At 69.9% G+C, this 17483-nt stretch carries 9 protein-coding genes; 4 read left to right on the top strand and 5 right to left on the bottom strand.

Annotation, left to right across the window (positions count from 1 at the left end; all coding sequences use genetic code 11):
- Positions 1-127 precede the first annotated feature (127 nt).
- Positions 128-787: a Bax inhibitor-1/YccA family protein gene (locus BC793_RS20865; RefSeq protein WP_109594748.1), complete on the bottom strand. Its 660-nt coding sequence runs from the start codon at positions 785-787 to the stop codon at positions 128-130.
- Between the two features lie 166 nt (positions 788-953).
- On the opposite strand from BC793_RS20865, the gene BC793_RS49685 reads away from it, so the two are divergent.
- From BC793_RS49685 to BC793_RS20850, 3 genes are all read left to right on the top strand, one after another.
- A complete protein-coding gene (locus BC793_RS49685) occupies positions 954-2981 on the top strand; it encodes a YncE family protein (RefSeq protein WP_158319324.1) in 2028 nt (675 codons plus the stop codon).
- A gap of 138 nt (positions 2982-3119) precedes the next feature.
- The gene (locus BC793_RS20855) at positions 3120-4388 is read left to right on the top strand and encodes a chitinase (protein WP_109594746.1); all 1269 of its coding nucleotides are present in this window, start codon (positions 3120-3122) and stop codon (positions 4386-4388) included.
- A 12-nt stretch (positions 4389-4400) separates the two neighbouring features.
- Positions 4401-5600 (top strand): glycosyl hydrolase family 18 protein, encoded by a 1200-nt coding sequence (locus BC793_RS20850; protein ID WP_109594744.1) that lies wholly within the window; start codon positions 4401-4403, stop codon positions 5598-5600.
- Positions 5601-5661: 61 nt separating this feature from the next.
- On the opposite strand, the gene BC793_RS20845 is transcribed toward BC793_RS20850, so the two are convergent.
- The 4 genes from BC793_RS20845 to BC793_RS20830 form a co-directional block, all read right to left on the bottom strand.
- Positions 5662-6309, bottom strand: coding sequence for a fasciclin domain-containing protein (locus tag BC793_RS20845; RefSeq protein ID WP_109594742.1), 648 nt, complete (start codon positions 6307-6309; stop codon positions 5662-5664).
- A gap of 126 nt (positions 6310-6435) precedes the next feature.
- Positions 6436-9978, bottom strand: coding sequence for an immunoglobulin-like domain-containing protein (locus BC793_RS20840; RefSeq protein ID WP_109594740.1), 3543 nt, complete (start codon positions 9976-9978; stop codon positions 6436-6438).
- Positions 9979-10127: 149 nt separating this feature from the next.
- Entirely contained in the window at positions 10128-12905 is a 2778-nt protein-coding gene (locus BC793_RS20835) for a transglycosylase domain-containing protein (protein ID WP_239170234.1), read from the bottom strand.
- A 182-nt stretch (positions 12906-13087) separates the two neighbouring features.
- Entirely contained in the window at positions 13088-15067 is a 1980-nt protein-coding gene (locus BC793_RS20830; protein ID WP_146246370.1) for an Ig-like domain repeat protein, read from the bottom strand.
- A 201-nt stretch (positions 15068-15268) separates the two neighbouring features.
- Here BC793_RS20830 and BC793_RS20825 point away from each other — a divergent pair, with 201 nt between their 5' ends.
- Positions 15269-17473: a galactose oxidase-like domain-containing protein gene (locus tag BC793_RS20825; protein ID WP_146246369.1), complete on the top strand. Its 2205-nt coding sequence runs from the start codon at positions 15269-15271 to the stop codon at positions 17471-17473.
- The last annotated feature ends 10 nt before the right edge of the window (positions 17474-17483 follow it).

Here is a 17483-nt window from a genome sequence, read left to right as displayed (position 1 = left end):
CCGGCGCCGCGGAAAATCCGTCAGCGGTTCCCACCGCGGAGATCGGTCAGCGGTTCCCACCGTGGAAAATCCGTCAGCGGTTCGCGCCGCGGAAGATCCGTCAGCGGTTCGCGCCGCGGAAGATCCGTCAGCGGTTCGCGCCGCGGAAGATCCGTAGGAAGAACAGGAACACGTTGAGGATGTCGAGGAAGATCGAGGCCGCCAGCAGGGGCGCGGACCCGATGTCGCGCGATCGGCGTAACCGCTGGAAGTCGAACATGATGAAGCCCGCGAAGATGACCAGGCCGAGCACGGAGTAGATCAGCGACCCGTTCGGGATGTTGACGAAGATCAGCACGATGCCGAACAGCAGAAGCCCCACCAGCGCCCAGAAACAGATCCGGGCCAGCGCGGACAGGTCCCGGCGGGTGGCGTACCCGGCGGCACCGAACCCGGCCACGAACAATGCCGTCGCCGCACCGGCCTGCCACAGCGCCTGCGGGTCGGTGCTCGCGTAGTAGACCAGTGTCGGGGCCAGTGCCACTCCGGTGAGCAGCCCGAATGCCCCGAGCAACACGACCGTCGTGGACGACGACCGGCGGACGGTGAAGTACATGGCGATCAGGGCGGCGAACGAGGCGAGGTACGCCAGGAAGGCGAGGAAGGCCGGAAGGTTCCGGCCGAGGTAGGCGCCGAGGGCGAACATGGCGGTGGTGCCCGCGACGTAGCCCATGGTCCGGGCGAACAGGATGTGGCCGCGGTCGCGGGTGGCGACCACGGCCGGGCGGTCCGCATAGGTTTCGTCCATCACCTGACGATGGCCCCCCACGTTCGGCTCGGCACCGTCCGCCACGGATGATCCGCGACGTCACGACGATCCGGTGCCGACTCGTCCGTTCGGTTGATCAACTTCACTGGCGACGTCGCATAGGCTGCCCGGGCCCGCCATCCGCTCCGACCGATCCGAGGTGCCCATGCGTGTCTCCCGGGCCGTGCTCGCGGTGACCGTTCTCGCCGGCTCCTCGGCAGTGGCGTTCGCCGTCTCGACGGGATCCGCCTCCGCCGCCGAACTGGAACCGCAGATCCTGCCGGCGGCGGCCGCCCGGCTGCTGCCGGTCACGAGCGTCAGTGACGTACTCGTCGACCCCGCGCACCGGCACATCCTGATCAGCGACCACGAGGCCGGCCGCCTGGTGGTGACCAACTACGGGGGTACGGTCCTCGCACGCCGCGACGGGCTGGCCGGTATCCGCGGACTCGCACTCTCCAGCGACTCGTCGACGATCTACGCGGCCCGTACCGACGCGCGCGCGATCGTGGCCTTCGACGCCGCGACCGTCACGCCGAAGGCGAGTTACCCGCTCGGCGACACGGTGTATCCGTACGACGTGGCGGTGGCCGGCGGCAAGGTGTGGTTCGGCTACATGGGCGCCTGGAGTCCGGACGGTGATTTCGACGGCAACTTCGGCTCGGTCGACGTCGCCGCCGCCGAGCCCGTGGTCCACCTGCACGACAAGGCCGCCGACGGCAGTGCCTTCGACATGGCGCCGCTCGTGGTGTCGTCGCCGGCCGCCCCGGATCGCCTGGTCGTCTCGGACATCTCGCACCACGAGACGACCTCCGCGACCGCCGCGTCCTACGACGTCTCCGGTGGCACCGAGCGCCGGATCAGCGCGGGCACGGTCGTCAACGGCTACACCAACGAGGCGGTCCTGAGCGCCGACGGGTCCGCGCTCCTGACCGCCGGGTTCGGCATCTGGAGCAGCGGCCTGGGCGGACTGGGCACCCGGACCCGGCTGACCGCGGACAACTCGGCCACGAGCAGTCTCGCTCTCCTCGCCGACGGCCGCCTCGCCGCGGGCCTCCCGAACAGCATGGCGACGGAACCGGACGTCGCGGTCTACCCGGCCGGATCGACGACACCGGACGCGGGCTTCAAGCTGAGCCAGGTCGAGAGGTACGCGCTACCGCTGGTGCACCGCGTCCTCGCCGAGCCCGAGGGTCGCCTGTTCGCCGTGTCGCGCGGCGATCAGTACCACTTCTGGCAGCTCAGCGGGCCCGCGTTCGCGGCGCCCACGATCACTGTGGACGCACCGGCGACCGGCGTCCGCGGTCAGGCTCTCACCGTGACCGGGACGATCGGCGGCGCGATCGGGCTGCCGGACGGCACCGGGCTGGCCGTCACCCGTACCGATGTGGAATCGCCCTACGGCAAGGCCGTGACCACGGTGAAGGTCGAGTCCGGGCGCTTCGGGTTCGACGACGTACCGCTGGCCGGTGGCCCGGTGAAGTACACGGTCTCGTACGCGGGGAGCGAGGCGGCCGACGCCGCCACCGGCAACGACACGGTGCAGCTCCCGCGGGCCACTCCGGCGCTCGCACTGACCGGCGACAAGTCGGTCCACACGACCGGTGACACGGTGACGGTCACCGCGACGCTGGGCACCACGTACACCAACCGGACCGTCGAGTTCTGGACGCAGCGGGCCGGCGACGGGGTGAACACCCACCCGGCCTCGACGGTGAAGGTGACCAGCGCGGGCAAGGCGTCGCTGAAGCTGGCGCTCAGCCGGAACACCACGGTGACGGTCCGGTTCGCCGGTGACGGCCGGTATGCGCCGCGATCGGCGGCCGCCCTGGTCTACGCCAAAGCCAAGATCAACACTGGTCTCTACAACCACTACAAGACCGGCAGGATCGGATCCCAGACGTACGGGTACCTGCGCACCTCCAAGGACCCGAAGTTCGTCCACATCGTGACGCCGTACCCGAACCGCACGGCCCGGACCGTCGTGCAGTACTACTCGGGCGGCAGGTGGAAGACGTGGCGCACGGTGACCACCAAGCTGTCCTCGACCGGCAAGGCCACGCTGACGCTGACCGGCACCTACAGGGCCGGCGTGAAGTGGCGGGCCCGCGCCGAGTACCTCTACGGCACCTCCGGCGACAAGGTCAACGCCACCGCGGCGGGCGCATGGAAGTACTACACCTTCACCCGGTGAGCATCTGAGCACCACGGGGCCGGTCGCCGACCGGCCCCGTTCTCGATTTCAGGATGTTTAAGGTTCGGCCTCTTTACTTTCACTGTTAACAGTCCTAAACATTGATGCATCCCCAGATGCATCCATGGAAGGACTCCGATGAGGCGTTCCCGATCGTTAATATTCGCCACCGTCACGGCGCTGGCCGCCGGTGGCGCGGCGACCTACTTCGCGGGGAACGCATCGGCCGCGACGGCCTGCGCCCCCGCCTGGAGCGCGTCCGCGGTCTACGTCAAGGACAACGTGGCCTCGCAGAACGGTCACAACTACACCGCCAAGTGGTGGACCCAGAACGAGTCGCCGTCCGTCCGCAGTGGTCAGTGGGACGTGTGGGCGGACAACGGGGTATGCGAGGGCGGCACCAACCCCTCACCGTCACCCAGTTCCTCACCGTCGTCCTCGGCCTCCCCCTCGACCTCGCCTTCGACCTCGCCGAGCACGTCCCCGTCGCCGAGCAACCCGGCCGGGCCGCTGCCCAAGCACTTCCTCACCGGCTACTGGCAGAACTTCGACAACGGCGCCGCCCCGCTCAAGCTCGCCGCCGTCCCGGCCACCTACGACCTGATCGCGGTGGCCTTCGCCGACGCCACCGGCACCGCCGGCGCGGTCACCTTCAACCTGGACCCGGGCCTGGCCACCGCGGTCGGCGGCTACACCGACGCCCAGTTCAAGGCGGACATCGCCACGCTGCACTCGCGCGGCAAGAAGGTCGTCATCTCCGTCGGCGGCGAGAAGGGCACGGTCGCCGTCAACAGCGCGGCCGCCGCCACCGCCTTCGCCGACTCGGTCCACCGGTTGATCCAGACCTACGGCTTCGACGGCGTCGACATCGACCTGGAGAACGGGCTCAACCCCACCTACATGGCGAGCGCACTGCGCAGCCTGCGGGCCAAGGTCGGCAGCAGCCTGATCATCACGATGGCACCGCAGACCATCGACATGCAGAACCCGCAGTCCTCGTACTTCAAGCTCGCGCTCGACATCAAGGACATCCTGACCGTCGTCTTCACCCAGTACTACAACTCCGGCGCGATGCTCGGCTGTGACAACAACGCCGCGTACGGCCAGGGCAGCGTCAACTTCCTGACCGCGCTCTCCTGCATCCCGCTGCAGAACGGGCTCCGCCCCGACCAGATCGCGCTCGGTCTGCCGGCGAGCACCCGCGCCGCCGGTGGCGGCTACGTCGCCCCGTCCGTGGTCAACGCCGCGCTCGACTGCCTCGCCAAGGGCACCAACTGCGGCACCTTCAAGCCGCCGGCCACCTATCCCGGTATCCGCGGGGCGATGACCTGGTCGATCAACTGGGATGTGACCAACGGCAACGCCTGGGCCAACACCATCGACCCGCACCTCGCCACTCTTCCCTGATCGGGGTCCCCCATGAAGCTGAGCAGAAGAATCGCCCTCGTGGCATCGGTCGGCGCGGTCGGTACGGCCGCCGCGGTCCTCCCGATGGCCACCTCGAGCGCCGCCGCCGCGTGTGCCCCGGCGTGGAGTGCGTCCGCGGTCTACGTCAAGGACAACTCGGCCTCGCAGAACGGCCACAACTACACCGCCAAGTGGTGGACGCAGAACGAGTCGCCGGCCACCAACAGCAGCCAGTGGGCGGTCTGGACCGACAACGGCGTCTGTGGCGGCACCACCCCGCCGACGACGCCGACGACCCCGCCGACCGGTCCGACCACCCCGCCGCCGGCCACCGGCACCAAGATGGCGGCCGCGCCCTACCTCTACCCGGGCTGGGGCAACCCGCCCGCCCCGGCGACGGTCGTGCAGGCCACCGGCATCAAGGCCTTCACCATCGCGTTCGTGCTGGCCAGTAACGGCTGCAACCCGGCGTGGGACGGTTCGTCCGGACTGACCGGCGGCGCGCACGCCGGCACCATCGCGGCGATCCGGGCGGCCGGTGCCGACGTCGTCCCGTCGATCGGCGGCTGGAGCGGCAACAAGCTCGGCCCCAACTGTTCGACCGCCGAGGCGCTCGCCGGCGCGTATCAGAAGGTGATCGACACCTTCCAGCTGAAGGCGATCGACATCGACATCGAGAACACCGACGAGTTCGAGAACTACGTCGTCGCCGACCGGATCGTCGACGCGCTGAAGATCGTCAAGCAGCGCAACCCGAGCGTGAAGACGATCCTCACCTTCGGCACCACGACGACCGGCCCGAACGCCCACGGCATCCGGCTGATCCAGCAGGCCAAGGCGAAGGGCGCGAACATCGACATCTTCACCCAGATGCCGTTCGACTTCAGCGGCGGCGCCGACATGTACGCCTCGACCGTCGGCGCCACCGAGGGCCTGAAGAACGTGCTCAAGTCGACGTTCGGGTACACCGACGCCCAGGCGTACTCGCGGATCGGGATCTCCGGCATGAACGGTCTCTCCGACCAGCAGGAGGTCACCTCGGTCGACACCTGGACCCGGATCCGTGACTACGCCAGGAGCAAGGGCCTGGCCCGCTTCTCCTTCTGGGCGGTCAACCGCGACCGTGGCTGCGCCGGCGGCGGCGTGGTCAGCGACTGCTCCGGTATCGCCCAGGCCGACTGGGCGTTCACCAGGGTGAGCGCCGGCTTCTGAGAAAACGCCGACGCGCGGTCGCCCCGGTGGGCGGCCGCGCGTCGTGGTTTCCCGGTGCGGATCAGGGCAGGTTGATCGGGCGCAGCACCCGGTCGACGCCGTGGGCGATCTGCCGGTTGTTCTTGTTGATGTCGATCCGGACGACGCGCGCGTTGCGGTCGCTGAAGTCGAGGTCGATGATCGAGATCTTCCTGCCGTGCCCGTAGACGTTGACCTTGATCGGGGAGCCGGCGGCGGTCTTCAGCTTGGCGTTGTCGGACTTCAGCGCCGTCCTGCCGTTGATCCGGGCGCCCGGCACGACGTGGTAGAGCAGCACCGACTCGACGGTGTCGATGCCGAGGCCGGCCACCGCGGTGAACGCCTTCTTCTCGCCGGGCAGCTTCTTGGACCTGGTGATGTCCTTGACCAGCAACTGGAAGGCCCGGTCGTTGGGCAGGAACGCGGTCAACGGGGTCTTGCCGTCGGCGAGGACCTTGACCGCGCTGGACGGCTTGGCCTTGAGCACCGCCTTCACCGCGGCGGTCAGGATGTCGTAGTCGTGGCCGTTGTGGTCGAAACCGCTCTTGTCAGCGGTCAGGACGGCGGCGAGTGACTTGGTGCCGAGCGGCTTCTTGCTGTGCGCGGCGGCCGGAGCGGCGGACAGGGCGGTGGCGACGACGGCCGCGGTCGCGACGGCGACGGCCCGGGCGCCCACTCGGGTGAACCTCATCTTCAGACGTCCTTTCCGGTACGGGGTGGCGGCTGCGGTGCCGCCACCCCGTACTTCGCTCGGTCTGAACCCGGTGGATGCAGCAGATCCCAGATTTCTTCCGGAACCCGGTCTGGGCCTAACCGGTCATCGCGTCACCTTGACCGTGATCGGTGAGCCGGCCGACCTGGTGACGGTGCCGGAGCCGCTGTACGTGGCGGTGATCCGGTAGGTGCCCTTCGGCAGCGAGCCGAGGTGGAGAACGGCCGTGCCGCGGCTGTTCAGGCGGACCGTGCGGACCACCGTGGTTCGGCCGCGGGCCGCGACGATCCGCACGGTGCCGGCCGGCGTGACCCCGGAGGCGGTGACCTTCACCGTGAGCTGCTTGCCCTTGACCGACAGCGTGGTCCTGGAAGCCGCCGCGACGACCTTCAGCGTCACCTCCGTGGCGGAACCGGCGTACCGGCTGTCGCCCTGGTAGACCACCCGCAGCTTCCGGGTGCCGACACCGATGTTCCGGGCCAGCTTGACCGTGGCCTTACCGGCGGACAGGGTGCCGGAGCCGACCGCGGTGGAGCCGAGCAGCACCCGTACCGTGCCCGACGGTTTGGCCGGAAGGGCGCCGCTGACCGTCACCTGGACCACGGGAGCCGTGCCGTAGGAGACCTTCGCCGAGGTCAGCGCGGCCTTCGTGGTGCTCGGGGCGAGGACCACGCCGGCCGGTGGGAGGACCGCCTGATTCGTCGTCTCGACGTTGCCGGCCACGTCGACGGCCCGGTAGAGGACCGTCGCGTTCAACGGCACGGTGTACGGCTGCCACGTCGAGCCGCCGTCCCGCGAGTACTCGACCCGGCTGACCCCGGACGTGTCGTCGGCGGCCCGCAGGGTCACGGTCCGGCCCTTGACGTCGACGGTCGCCTGCGAGACCGGGGCGGTCCGGTCGATCCGCACGGTCAGCGAGCCGATGCCGGAACTGTTGCCCGCGGCGTCGACTGCCACGTATTCGACCAGGTGGATGCCGTCGCGGTCGATGGTGAGCGGCACGCTCTGGTCGGTCCACGCACCGGCCGGCTCGCCGGAGCGGGTGACCCGGACCTTGGGGACGAGCGGGCCGTCCACCTCGTCACCGGCCGTGACGGTCACCGTGACCGGTCCGGTGAACCAGCCACCGGCGGGCGCGGCCGGTGTGGCCGTGGCGGTCACCGTCGGCGCACCCTCGTCGGGCACGGTCACCACGGCGGTGGCCTTGACGTTCTGGCTCTCGGTGATGGTGCCGGAGACCGAGAACCGGCCGGGCCGGGCGTACGCGGATGCGGGCACGGCGTCCCAGGTGACCGCGACACTCGACGACGAGCCGTCCGCATACTTCGCCGTGACCTGCGCGGGAAGGGTCGGAGCGGTACCGGCCCGGGTGGTCAGCGGAACCTCGTCGACGCCGGTCACCAGCAGGTTCGGCTGGTAGGTGGTGAGCAGGCGGTCGTACTCCTCCTGCGTGACCGGCAGGACGGTGCCGTGCCGGGGCCGCTTCGGCAGCGAGTACGAGGTGGCCTTGGTCCACACACCGGTGTCGAGGTCGGTCGAGGTGAACGGCACGTAGCCCTGGCCGCCGTACTCGTCGACGAACAGGTACCACCGGTCCTCGGTGTTCGACTTGAACACCAGCGGGCCCTCACCGGCGCTGACACCACCCGCACCGATGCAGTCCTTGACGAAGCTGTAGGCGGTGCTGCGCAGCTCGGTGGACTTCTCCTCGATGATGAACTTGCTGCACGGGGAGGTGGACGAGTTGTTCCGCTCGTCCTTGGTGAAGCGGTAGTAGGTCCCGTTGTGGTCGATCATGGTCGAGTCGATCACCGAGTACCCCGGGTCGACCCACACCTTCGCCTCGCTGAAGGTACGGAAGTCGCGGGTGGTCGCGTACATCATCTTGTTGTAGGTGCCGCCGGTGTGGTTCGGGTCGTTCGCGGCGTAGAGCTTCGACGCCCAGAAGACGACGTAGGCGCCGAGGCCGGAGTCGTAGTAGGCCTCCGGTGCCCAGGTGTTGCCGGCGGTGTCCGGCGAGACCTTCACGAGTCGCTGGTCGGTCCAGTTGACCAGGTCGGTCGACTCCCACACCATGATCGACTTGCTGCCGGTGCGCTGGGAGGCGTCCCAGTCGCCGTTGCCGTAGATCTTGAGGTCGGTGGCGATCTGGTAGAACTTGTCGCCCTCCGGCGAGCGGATGATGAACGGGTCGCGCAGTCCCTTGGTGCCCAGCGACGAGGTCAGCACCGGCTTGGCGTTGTTGACCTCGCGGTAGGAGAGCGGGTCGTTGGCCTTGCTCACCGCGAGGTAGATCTGCTCGCCGTCGGCGGTGCCCTCGCCGGTGAAGTAGCTGAACAGGTAGCCGGCCTTGGCCCGCGCCGGGGGCAGTTCCGGCACGGTGGCCGTCATCGTCCGGGTGGCCGAGGCCGCGCCCGTGCTCACCGTCGCGGTCAGCGCGACGGTCGCGGCACCCTGGCCGGCACCCGGCCGGTGCACGATACCGGTGCCGTCGATGACGTCGGGCCGGTCCGAGGACCAGGTGACCGTCGTGCCGTGGATGCCGGTCGCCGGCAGCGTCAGGTTGCCCCGGACGTCGTCGATGTCGTGCACGACCAGCCCGGCGGCCGCGGCCTGTACCGCCTCCGCCGCGGTGAGCGCCGGGCGCACGGTGACGGTGAAGGACTTCGTGGCGGTCAGCGAGCCGCGGGTCAGCGTGGCGGTCAGTGTCGCGGTGGCGTCCGGCTGACCGGCCGCCGGCCGGGTCACCACACCGGTCGAGGTGATCACGGCGGCGTCGCCGGTGGTCCAGGTGACCTTCGAGCCGTACGGCGCGGTCGCCGGCAGTGTCAGGTCGGCGGTGACGGCGGAGGTGTCGCCCAGGTCCAGGGCGGCCCGGTCGGCGGCGAGTTCCGTGGTGACGACCGGCTCGGCCAGGGTCCTCAGCTCGGTCCCGTCGAGCGCCCGGTCGTACATCCGGAAGTCTTTGATCTTGCCCTTGAACAGCCTGTCGCCGTTGTAGTTGGACTTGCCGATGTAGTTGGCCGTCGTCTTCCCGGCGCCGATCGCGCTCGGTTTGATGGTGATCGCGTTGTTCGTGGCGATCGGCGTCCCGTCCTCGTAGAGGATCCCGGTGGTGCCGGTCTGCGTGTACGCGATGTGTTTCCAGGTGCCGCGGTCGAGGAGTCGTGCGGGCGACGGCGCGGTGATCTGCTCGGTGGACCAGTTCCCGGAGGCGATCCCGGTCCGGAGGCTGTTGCCGGTGGCGAACAGGTAGCCGTCGCCGTACCCGGTGGAACTGCTGGTGTTGCCGAAGCCGTACAGGAAGTACGGCGCGGCCTGCTGCGGATCCATCAGGACGTCGAAGGAGATCGAGACCGAATCGAGTCCGGACAGGACGTTGTCCGGCGCCTTCACGTAGGTGCTGGATCCGTCGAAGGTCAGCCCGTCGCCACCGGTCCAGGACGCCGCGCCGGTGACCGTCCCGTTCCGGTCGTGGCCGGACGAGTCGGTGGCCCGCGCCCCGGACTTCTCGTCGAGTTTGTACCAGAGGACCAGGCCGTCGGTGATCGGCGCGGCCTCGCCGGCCCGGGCCGGCGACGGAGCGACCAGGGGGAACAGCAGGAGAGCCACGGCGGCGGACGCCAGTCTCCCGATGGGTATGCGCATCTGGGGTTCCTTCGAGCGGGCAGAAGGGCGGAGAGAAGGGGGAAGCACGCCGGCCGGGAGGACGAATCCCGTACACCGGCGTGAACCGCGAGTGTGAGCGCTAACACACTGTTGGTCAACTTAACGGTTAAGTTCTCCTGCCCGGATCGTCACCAGCCCAGGTAGCTCCTGGTCACTGCGGCGATCTGCTCGACCGACCCGATGCCCTCCGCACGGGTCCGGTGCCCGTGCGACAACACCGACAGAGCGACATCGGTCTTCTCCCCCAGGATCCGGCCGGTGCTGTTGACGATCCACCGATTGTCCTCGGTGGACCGCGACATCCAGCCGTTCTTCTGCGCCGTCGACTCGCCCTCGAACGAGGCGGCACTGACGCCCCAGGTCTGATCGGCGTTGACCGACCCCATGAGCTGCAGGATCAGCGCCCGGGACTCCGCGGTCAGCGGGCCTGTGGAGCCGGTCAGCGCGGCCACCATCCGGGTCTGGTCCTTCGCCGTGGTGGTGGTCAGACCGAACCGCGGGTCCGGGTCGGTGTCGCCGAGGCCGAGCCGGCCCAGCGCCTCCTGCAATCCGCTCGCGCCACCGATCGCGGCGTACACCTGGACAGCGGCGTCGTTGTCACTGGCGACGATCATCCGGCGGACCCGCCTCTTCTCGGCGGCGGTCAGAGCACGGCCCTCGTCCTGCGCCTTCAACAGCAGCGCGGCCAGCATTGGCAGCTTCACCACACTGGCGGTCTCGAAATCACGGTTGCCCCGGTAGTCGTACCGCTGCCCGGTCCTGCGATCGGTGAGAGAGACCGCGAAGTCCAGCCCGGACGAGGTGTACCTGTCCAGCACGGCGTCCAGCCGGGCCGCCCGCTCGCTCCAGGTGCCGACGGCCAGCGACCGGTCGACCTGGTCACCCTTGCGCGGGCCCTGGTAGATCTGCCCGGGGACCATCTTGACGTCGCCCTCGATCGTCTCCAGGTCACCCGACTCCGGGCGTCCCACATGCGCCGCCCGCGGCAGATCGCGCACCGGCTGACCGGCGAGGGCACCGGAGAGGAAGTTCCGGAAGATCTCGTACGGCATACCGTCACCGTTGATCGCCCGGCCGCCGCTGGTGCGGATGGGCCCCGGCTTGTCACGGCCCACCCAGACGGCCGCGGCGAGACCGGAGGCCCACCCGGCCGTCCAGGCATCCGAGGAGTCGGCCGTGTCGCCGTACTGCTGGGAGCCGGTCTTCGCGGCGGCCTCGACTCCGGGCACCCGGCCCTCCTCGTCGACGACCTGCGACAACACGGCGCCGACATCGGCCGCCACACCCGCGTCGAGCACCCGGTCCGGCCGCACCTCGTGCCGGTGCAGGACGGCACCGCCGGCCGCGGTGACCGACACGACGAAGTGCCGGTTCACCCGCTCACCACCACCGGCCAGCGTGGCGTAGACGCTCGCCATGTCGGCCGGGGCGACCGCGTACCGGCCGATGGCGATGTCCGCGCGGGTCCGGCCGGGAGCCGGCTCGCCCTTCAGGTCGACCATGGTGACCTGCTTGCCGTACCGCTCCGGTACGCCCAGCCGCCGGGCCAGGTCACGGATCCGGTTCGGGCCGATCTGCTCGGCAACGGCGTAGAACGGCGTGTTGAGCGAGTGCACCATCGCGATGTCCAGCGGGCACACCGGGCACTGGAGGTTGTCCTGGTTGTAGAGCGGCGCACCGCCACGATCGGAGAACACCCGGGGAGAGGTGCCGTTGTAGTACGACTGGAAGCCGATGCCGCGCTCCTCGGCGGCGGCCAGCACCAGCGGTTTGAAGGTGGAGGCGGGCGGCCGGGCGGCGAGGGCGTCGTCGTAGAAGCCGCGGCCCCGGTCGCCGCCGTAGTAGGCGCGGACCCCGCCGTCTCGCGGGTCGATCGCCACCAGGGCGGTCCGCAGCACGTCCGGCTGACCCTTCAGGGCTTTGGCGATGCTCGCGGTGGCGGCCCGCTGCGCGGGGGCGTCGAGCGTCGTCGTGATGTTCAGGCCACCGGTACGGATCTGCTGCCGGGTGATGCCCGCGGCCACCAGTTCGTCCTCGACCCGGTCGGTGATCAGCCCGATCGGGCCGTCGATCGCGGCCGCGGTGACGGACTCGTCCGCGACCGCCGGGTACGGCGTCTGATCGGCGGCCCCGTCCGGCAGCCAGCCCGCCTCACTCATCGCGCGCAGGATCCACTTCCACCGGTCCAGCGTCCACTCGGGATCCTGTGCCGGATCACCACGCGTCGGGTCCTTGACCATCGCCGCCAGCACCGCACCCTGGGCGGTGGAGAGCCGGTCGACGGACACCCCGAAGAAGGCGTGTGCCGCGGCCTCGATGCCGTAGGCACCCCGGCCGAAATAGATGGTGTTGAGGTAACGCTGGAGGATCTCGTCCTTGCTGTACCGGTTCTCGACCTTCACCGCGAGAGCCGCCTCCTTGGCCTTGCGGCTGACCGTCCGCTCCTGGGTCAGGTAGGCGTTGCGGACGTACTGCTGGGTGATCGTCGACGCACCCTGCCCGCTGTCGTCCACCACGTTCGACCAGAGCGCCCGGACCAGACCGCGCACCGAGACGCCGTAGTGGTCCTGGAACCCCCGGTCCTCGGCGGCGAGGAACGCCTGCCGGACCCCCTCGGGAACCCGGTCCAGGGTGACGTCGGTGCGGTCGGTGAGGCCGATCCGCGCGAGAACCGTCCGGCCGTCGCGGTAGTAGAGGACCGAGGCCTGCGGGGGCGCCGCGTCCGGTGGCAGGTCCACACTCACCACGTAGCCGGCGGCGGCCGTCACCAGCGCGATCTGCACCGCCACGAGCGCCGCCACCGTCCGGCGGCACCATCGGGGCCACCGCCCGAACCAGGCCTTGACCGAGCGCGGCCCCTGCCGTAGCGCCGCGCCGATCCGTGCCGGCATCGGAGACCCTGACATGCGTTCTCCCTCCACGACCTTTTTCGGCATCGACGCCCATCCGCTCTGGGGACGTATCAGGAGGCCGCTTCGGGTGCATGACGACAGAGAGAGTGCTAAATGTCTCTATTCCGGCTTCGAGGTAACCTGCGAACACATTTGGGCCGGCATCCTGCTGGATGCCGGCCCACATGCGGTTACTGCTACTTGGTGAACTTCAGGTAGGAGTAGGGGGTGTACGTCGTGTAGTTCACGTTGTCGCCCGAGCCGCCCTTGCGGTAGGCCGCCCGTACCCGCAGCTTGTAGCCGACCAGGCCACCACCACTGAGCGCGACCAGCGCGGTGCCGCCGGACGTCGGGAAGTAGTCGTACGCCAGGTTCTGCCACCTGCCGTTGTGGTGCACCTGGAGCTGCACGAACGCCTTCCGCCCGGAGTGGGCGGGCATCCGCACGGTGAACTGGGCGGCGGTCTTCTTGCGGAAGAGCTTGTAGCCGCCCGACGACCGGTAGTGCCTCGACAGCTTCAGCGACACCGGGACCTTGACGTAGACCGTCGCGCCCGCCGTCTTCGGAGCCGTGCGGGCGTCACCGGTGAAGGTCGCCGTCACCGCGGTGTTCCGGTACAGCTTCAGGTTCACCGCGATGGTGCCCTTGCTGTTCACCACGGCCCGCTTGAGCAGGCGACGGCCCAGGTCGCCACCGTACGGATCGGCCCAGATCTCCACGGTCCGGTTCTTGTACGTCGTACCGAGGCGCGCCGTGAAGGTGGCCGTCGACCCGTACCCGTACACCTTGCCGTTGTTGTTGATCGCCAGCGACGGTGCCGTCCGGGAGACCGCGACCGCCTTGGTCGCCGACACCGCCGCATGCGTCGCGTCCCCGGCGTAGGAGACCCGGTAGGTGACCGTGCCACCGGCCGACGTGGTGTCGGTGAACGAGAACGACCCGTTGGCGGCGGTCGTCCTGGTGCCCAGCGCCTTGCCGGACGGGTACTCCAGGTCGGTGCGGGTGACGGTCACCGGGGTGCCGGCGGGCAGCGGGAGCGAAGCGGTCAGCGAGCCGGTGATGGTGATCGGCTTCGCCCGGGTCGCCGACGCCGGACCGGACAGCTTCAGAGCCGGCAGTGACTTCTTCGGCTCGGTGTAGACCCGCAGGTGGTGGATCTCCGAGTAGTTCTCGGTGACGGCGAACAGCCGGTTGCCGCCCGGCTCCCAGGCGAGCCCCCGCTCGGCCACCCGGTCGTTGCCGGAGGAGACCGGGTCGGTGTCCGGGAGCGAGTACTCGCGGATCGGTGCGGTGCCTCCGGGTGCGAAGACCTTGAGGGTCGGCCCGGCGGTCGCCACGGTGCCGTCCGAGGCGGCGGCCACCGCCCAGCCCCAGTCGCCGATCGGGTAGGAGCCGGCCTCGGCCAGATCGGCGCTGCCGGCGATCGTGACGCCGTCCGTGTCGGCGACGAGCACCTGGGCGGCGTCCGGCGTGAACGCCACCGACCGGGTGTAACCGTTGCCGACCTGCCCGGCCCTGGTCCGGGTGAAGGTGCCGCCGGAGACGTTGTAGACACCGATCGTGCCACCGGAGGAGTGCGGGTCGAAGGCGGCGAGCAGCCCGCTGTCGCCCGGTGCGGACGTCAGCTCGGGTGCACCGTGCCAGATGCCGTAGGCGCCGGTGGTGTCGAGCGGCGCCGTCACCGCCGGCTCCGCGCCGCTCAGGTCGAGGGAGCCGATGTTGCCGTCCGCGCCGGCGTACGGGAACGAGCCGAAGTCGTCGTAGGTGAACCAGAGCTTGCCGGCCACGTTCTCCAGCGCCACCGGGTAGACGCCGGTGCCGAGGTCGTACCGGACCGGATCGGTGAGGCCGGCGGCCGAGAGGGCGACGATCGCCCGGCTCGACTCCAGCGCGCCGTAGAGCTTGCCCCCGTCGGCGGAGAGCGCCAGACCGGTGACCCGCGGCAGGCCGGTCGCGGTGGCGACGATCGTGCCGTCATAGGTGGTCGCCACGATCTTGCCGCTGTCCGGGTCGCTGACGAAGACCCGCTGGTGGACGCCGTCGACGACCAGGTCGCCGACCGATTTGATGGAAAGGTTCCTGCTCGAGTCGGCCAGCGCCGGGGCGGGCGCCGTCGCGACGGTGCCGAGCAGAACGGAGAACGCGGTGGTTGCAGCCCCCGCGAACCGCATCTTCATGTGGTCCCGCACTCCTCTGAGGAGATATCGGCCGCGATCGTTCGAGGCCGGGCGCTGATCATAGCTGGCGACGTGACTGGACCGTAACGACGAATCGGCATCGGTCTGCCGTACGATCGGCCGACGCCGATGCTGAGAATGGGGAGCGGAATGGTTCGTGGGAAGTCGGGTCTCGGTCGCCGGCTGATGGCGGGAGCCACCGTGACGGCGGCTGTCGCGGGCGGCATGGCGCTGACGTCGGGCACCGCCCGGTCCGCCGAGCAGGACCATGCGGCTCATCAGGCACTCGCCGCGGCCACCGGCGCCGCGCAGGTGACCGTCGGGTCCACCCGGATCGCGCTGAACCAGCCCGCCGATCCCTACTTCGGCAAGGTCCGCCCGCGGGCCGACGCCCACCTCATCGGGGCGTATTCGTCGCAGGTGGCGTGGCCGCTGGTCGGCATCCACACGGCGCTGCTGCCCAACGGCCACGTGGTCAGCTACGGCACCCCACCGGGCGAGGCGAAGCAGGGCGGATTCTCCTACGACGACTGGGACCCGGCCGCCGGCATCGGCACCGGCGCGCACCGGCAGACGGCGTCCATGCATTCGTACGACGCCTTCTGCAACTCGCTGGAACGGCTGCCCGACGGCCGGCTGCTGATGGTGGGCGGCAACTCCACCACCGCGACCATGATCTACGACCCGGCCACCGGCGCGCAGGCGATGGGCGCCCAGCTCAAACGCCAGCGGTGGTACGCCTCGGTGCTCCGGCTCCCCGACGACCGGATGCTGGTCCTCGGCGGCGGGAACTCGTACAACGTCGACGCCTTCCAGAAGCCCGACGACAACTCGACCGTCGCCACCACCCCGGAGATCGGCAACGGGAGCGGGGCGTGGACCCGGCTGACCGGCGCGGACAGCACCGTGGCGTTCGGCGCCCGGGACAACCGCTGGTGGTACCCGCGGGCTTTCGTCGCACCGGACGGCAAGGTCTTCGGCGTCTCGTACGACCGGATGTGGAAACTCGACCCGTCCGGCGCCGGTAAGGTCACCGCGCTGGGCACGCTGCCCGCCCCGATCGGCGTCTCCGGCTCCTCGGTGATGTACGCGCCCGGCAGGCTGCTGTTCGCCGGCGGCGGTCAGTACAACAACGGGAGCAACCAGGTCGCCACCGACCGGGCCACCCTGGTCGACATCAACGGCACGACCCCGAGGACCAGCGCGACCCAGTCGATGCGGCTCGCCCGCAACTGGCTCAACCTGACGGTCCTGCCCAACGGGGAGGTGCTGGCCAACGGCGGCACCCGGGTCGGCACCCAGGCGGGCGCGGCCAACTCCACCTACGACTCGGAGATCTGGAACCCCGCCACCGGCCGGTGGCGGGACGCCGCCAGGGCGCAGCGGATCCGCAGTTACCACTCCACCGCGGTGCTGATGCCCAGCGGCTCGGTGCTGACCGTGGGCGGCGGGGTGCCCGGGCCGGAGGACAACTTCAACGCCGAGATCTACTACCCGCCGTACCTGTTCACCAAGGGCACGGACGGACGGGTGCGCTGGGCGAACCGGCCGCGGATCACCGGGATCAGCGGCTCGCTGGCCTACGGCGGCACGGTGTCGCTCGGCCTCGGGGACAGCCGCAGGCTGACCTCGCTGTCGCTGATCCGGGCCACCAGCGTCACCCACTCCTACAACACCGACCAGCGTCGGGTGCCACTGTCGTTCCGGCAGAACGGCGCGACCGTGACCGCCACCATGCCGGCCAACGCGAACCTGCTGCCGCCCGGCTCGTACCTGCTGTCCGGAGTGGACGAAAACGGCGTGCCGACCCCGGCCCAGATGGTCACCGTCAAGCGGTCCGGCGCCGGCACGGTCACCGTGTACGAGAAGGACCGCACCGCCGCCGACCTCACCGGCCCGAGTGTCAAGGTGCGGTTCCCGGTCACCGACGGTCACGTCAAGGCGGGCGCGAGCCTGCGGGTCGAGGCCACCGACCCGCGCGGGATCGCCGGCACCGAGCTGTGGATCAACGGCCGGCGCCAGACGTCGCTGCGCTGGGACCCGGCGGCGAAGGACGGCACCGCCACCATGACCGTCCGGGTCTACGACTCGCTGAACAACCTCACGCAGATCTCCCGCAAGGTGGTCGTCGACAACCGCAAGCCGACACTGCGAATCACCGGCGCTCCGGCGAACAACAGCAGGCTGCGCGGCAAGGTGACCATCACCGCCACCGCCGCGGACAAGAACGCCGTCACCCGGGTCGAGATGCTCGTCGACGGCAAGGTCGTGGCCACCGACAAGAAGGCCGCCTACCGCCTGGCCCTGGACCCGAAGAAGTACGGCAGGAAGTTCACCGTGCAACTGCGGGCGTACGACCGCGCCGGGAACGTCATGTACAGCACGAAGCGCACGTACCGGCGCTGAATCATGGGGG

The organism is Actinoplanes xinjiangensis (genome assembly GCF_003148685.1).
Classification (GTDB): Bacteria; Actinomycetota; Actinomycetes; order Mycobacteriales; family Micromonosporaceae; genus Actinoplanes; species Actinoplanes xinjiangensis.
This window is presented reverse-complemented; position numbering and strand designations above follow the sequence as displayed.

Coding starts and splice junctions, on each gene's coding strand:
- BC793_RS20850 (WP_109594744.1), top strand. CDS start 4,401: ATGAAGCTGAGCAGAAGAATCGCCCTCGTGGCATCGGTCGGCGCGGTC.
- BC793_RS20840 (WP_109594740.1), bottom strand. CDS start 9,978: ATGCGCATACCCATCGGGAGACTGGCGTCCGCCGCCGTGGCTCTCCTG.
- BC793_RS20845 (WP_109594742.1), bottom strand. CDS start 6,309: ATGAGGTTCACCCGAGTGGGCGCCCGGGCCGTCGCCGTCGCGACCGCG.
- BC793_RS20830 (WP_146246370.1), bottom strand. CDS start 15,067: ATGAAGATGCGGTTCGCGGGGGCTGCAACCACCGCGTTCTCCGTTCTG.
- BC793_RS20865 (WP_109594748.1), bottom strand. CDS start 787: ATGGACGAAACCTATGCGGACCGCCCGGCCGTGGTCGCCACCCGCGAC.
- BC793_RS20855 (WP_109594746.1), top strand. CDS start 3,120: ATGAGGCGTTCCCGATCGTTAATATTCGCCACCGTCACGGCGCTGGCC.
- BC793_RS20835 (WP_239170234.1), bottom strand. CDS start 12,905: ATGTCAGGGTCTCCGATGCCGGCACGGATCGGCGCGGCGCTACGGCAG.
- BC793_RS49685 (WP_158319324.1), top strand. CDS start 954: ATGCGTGTCTCCCGGGCCGTGCTCGCGGTGACCGTTCTCGCCGGCTCC.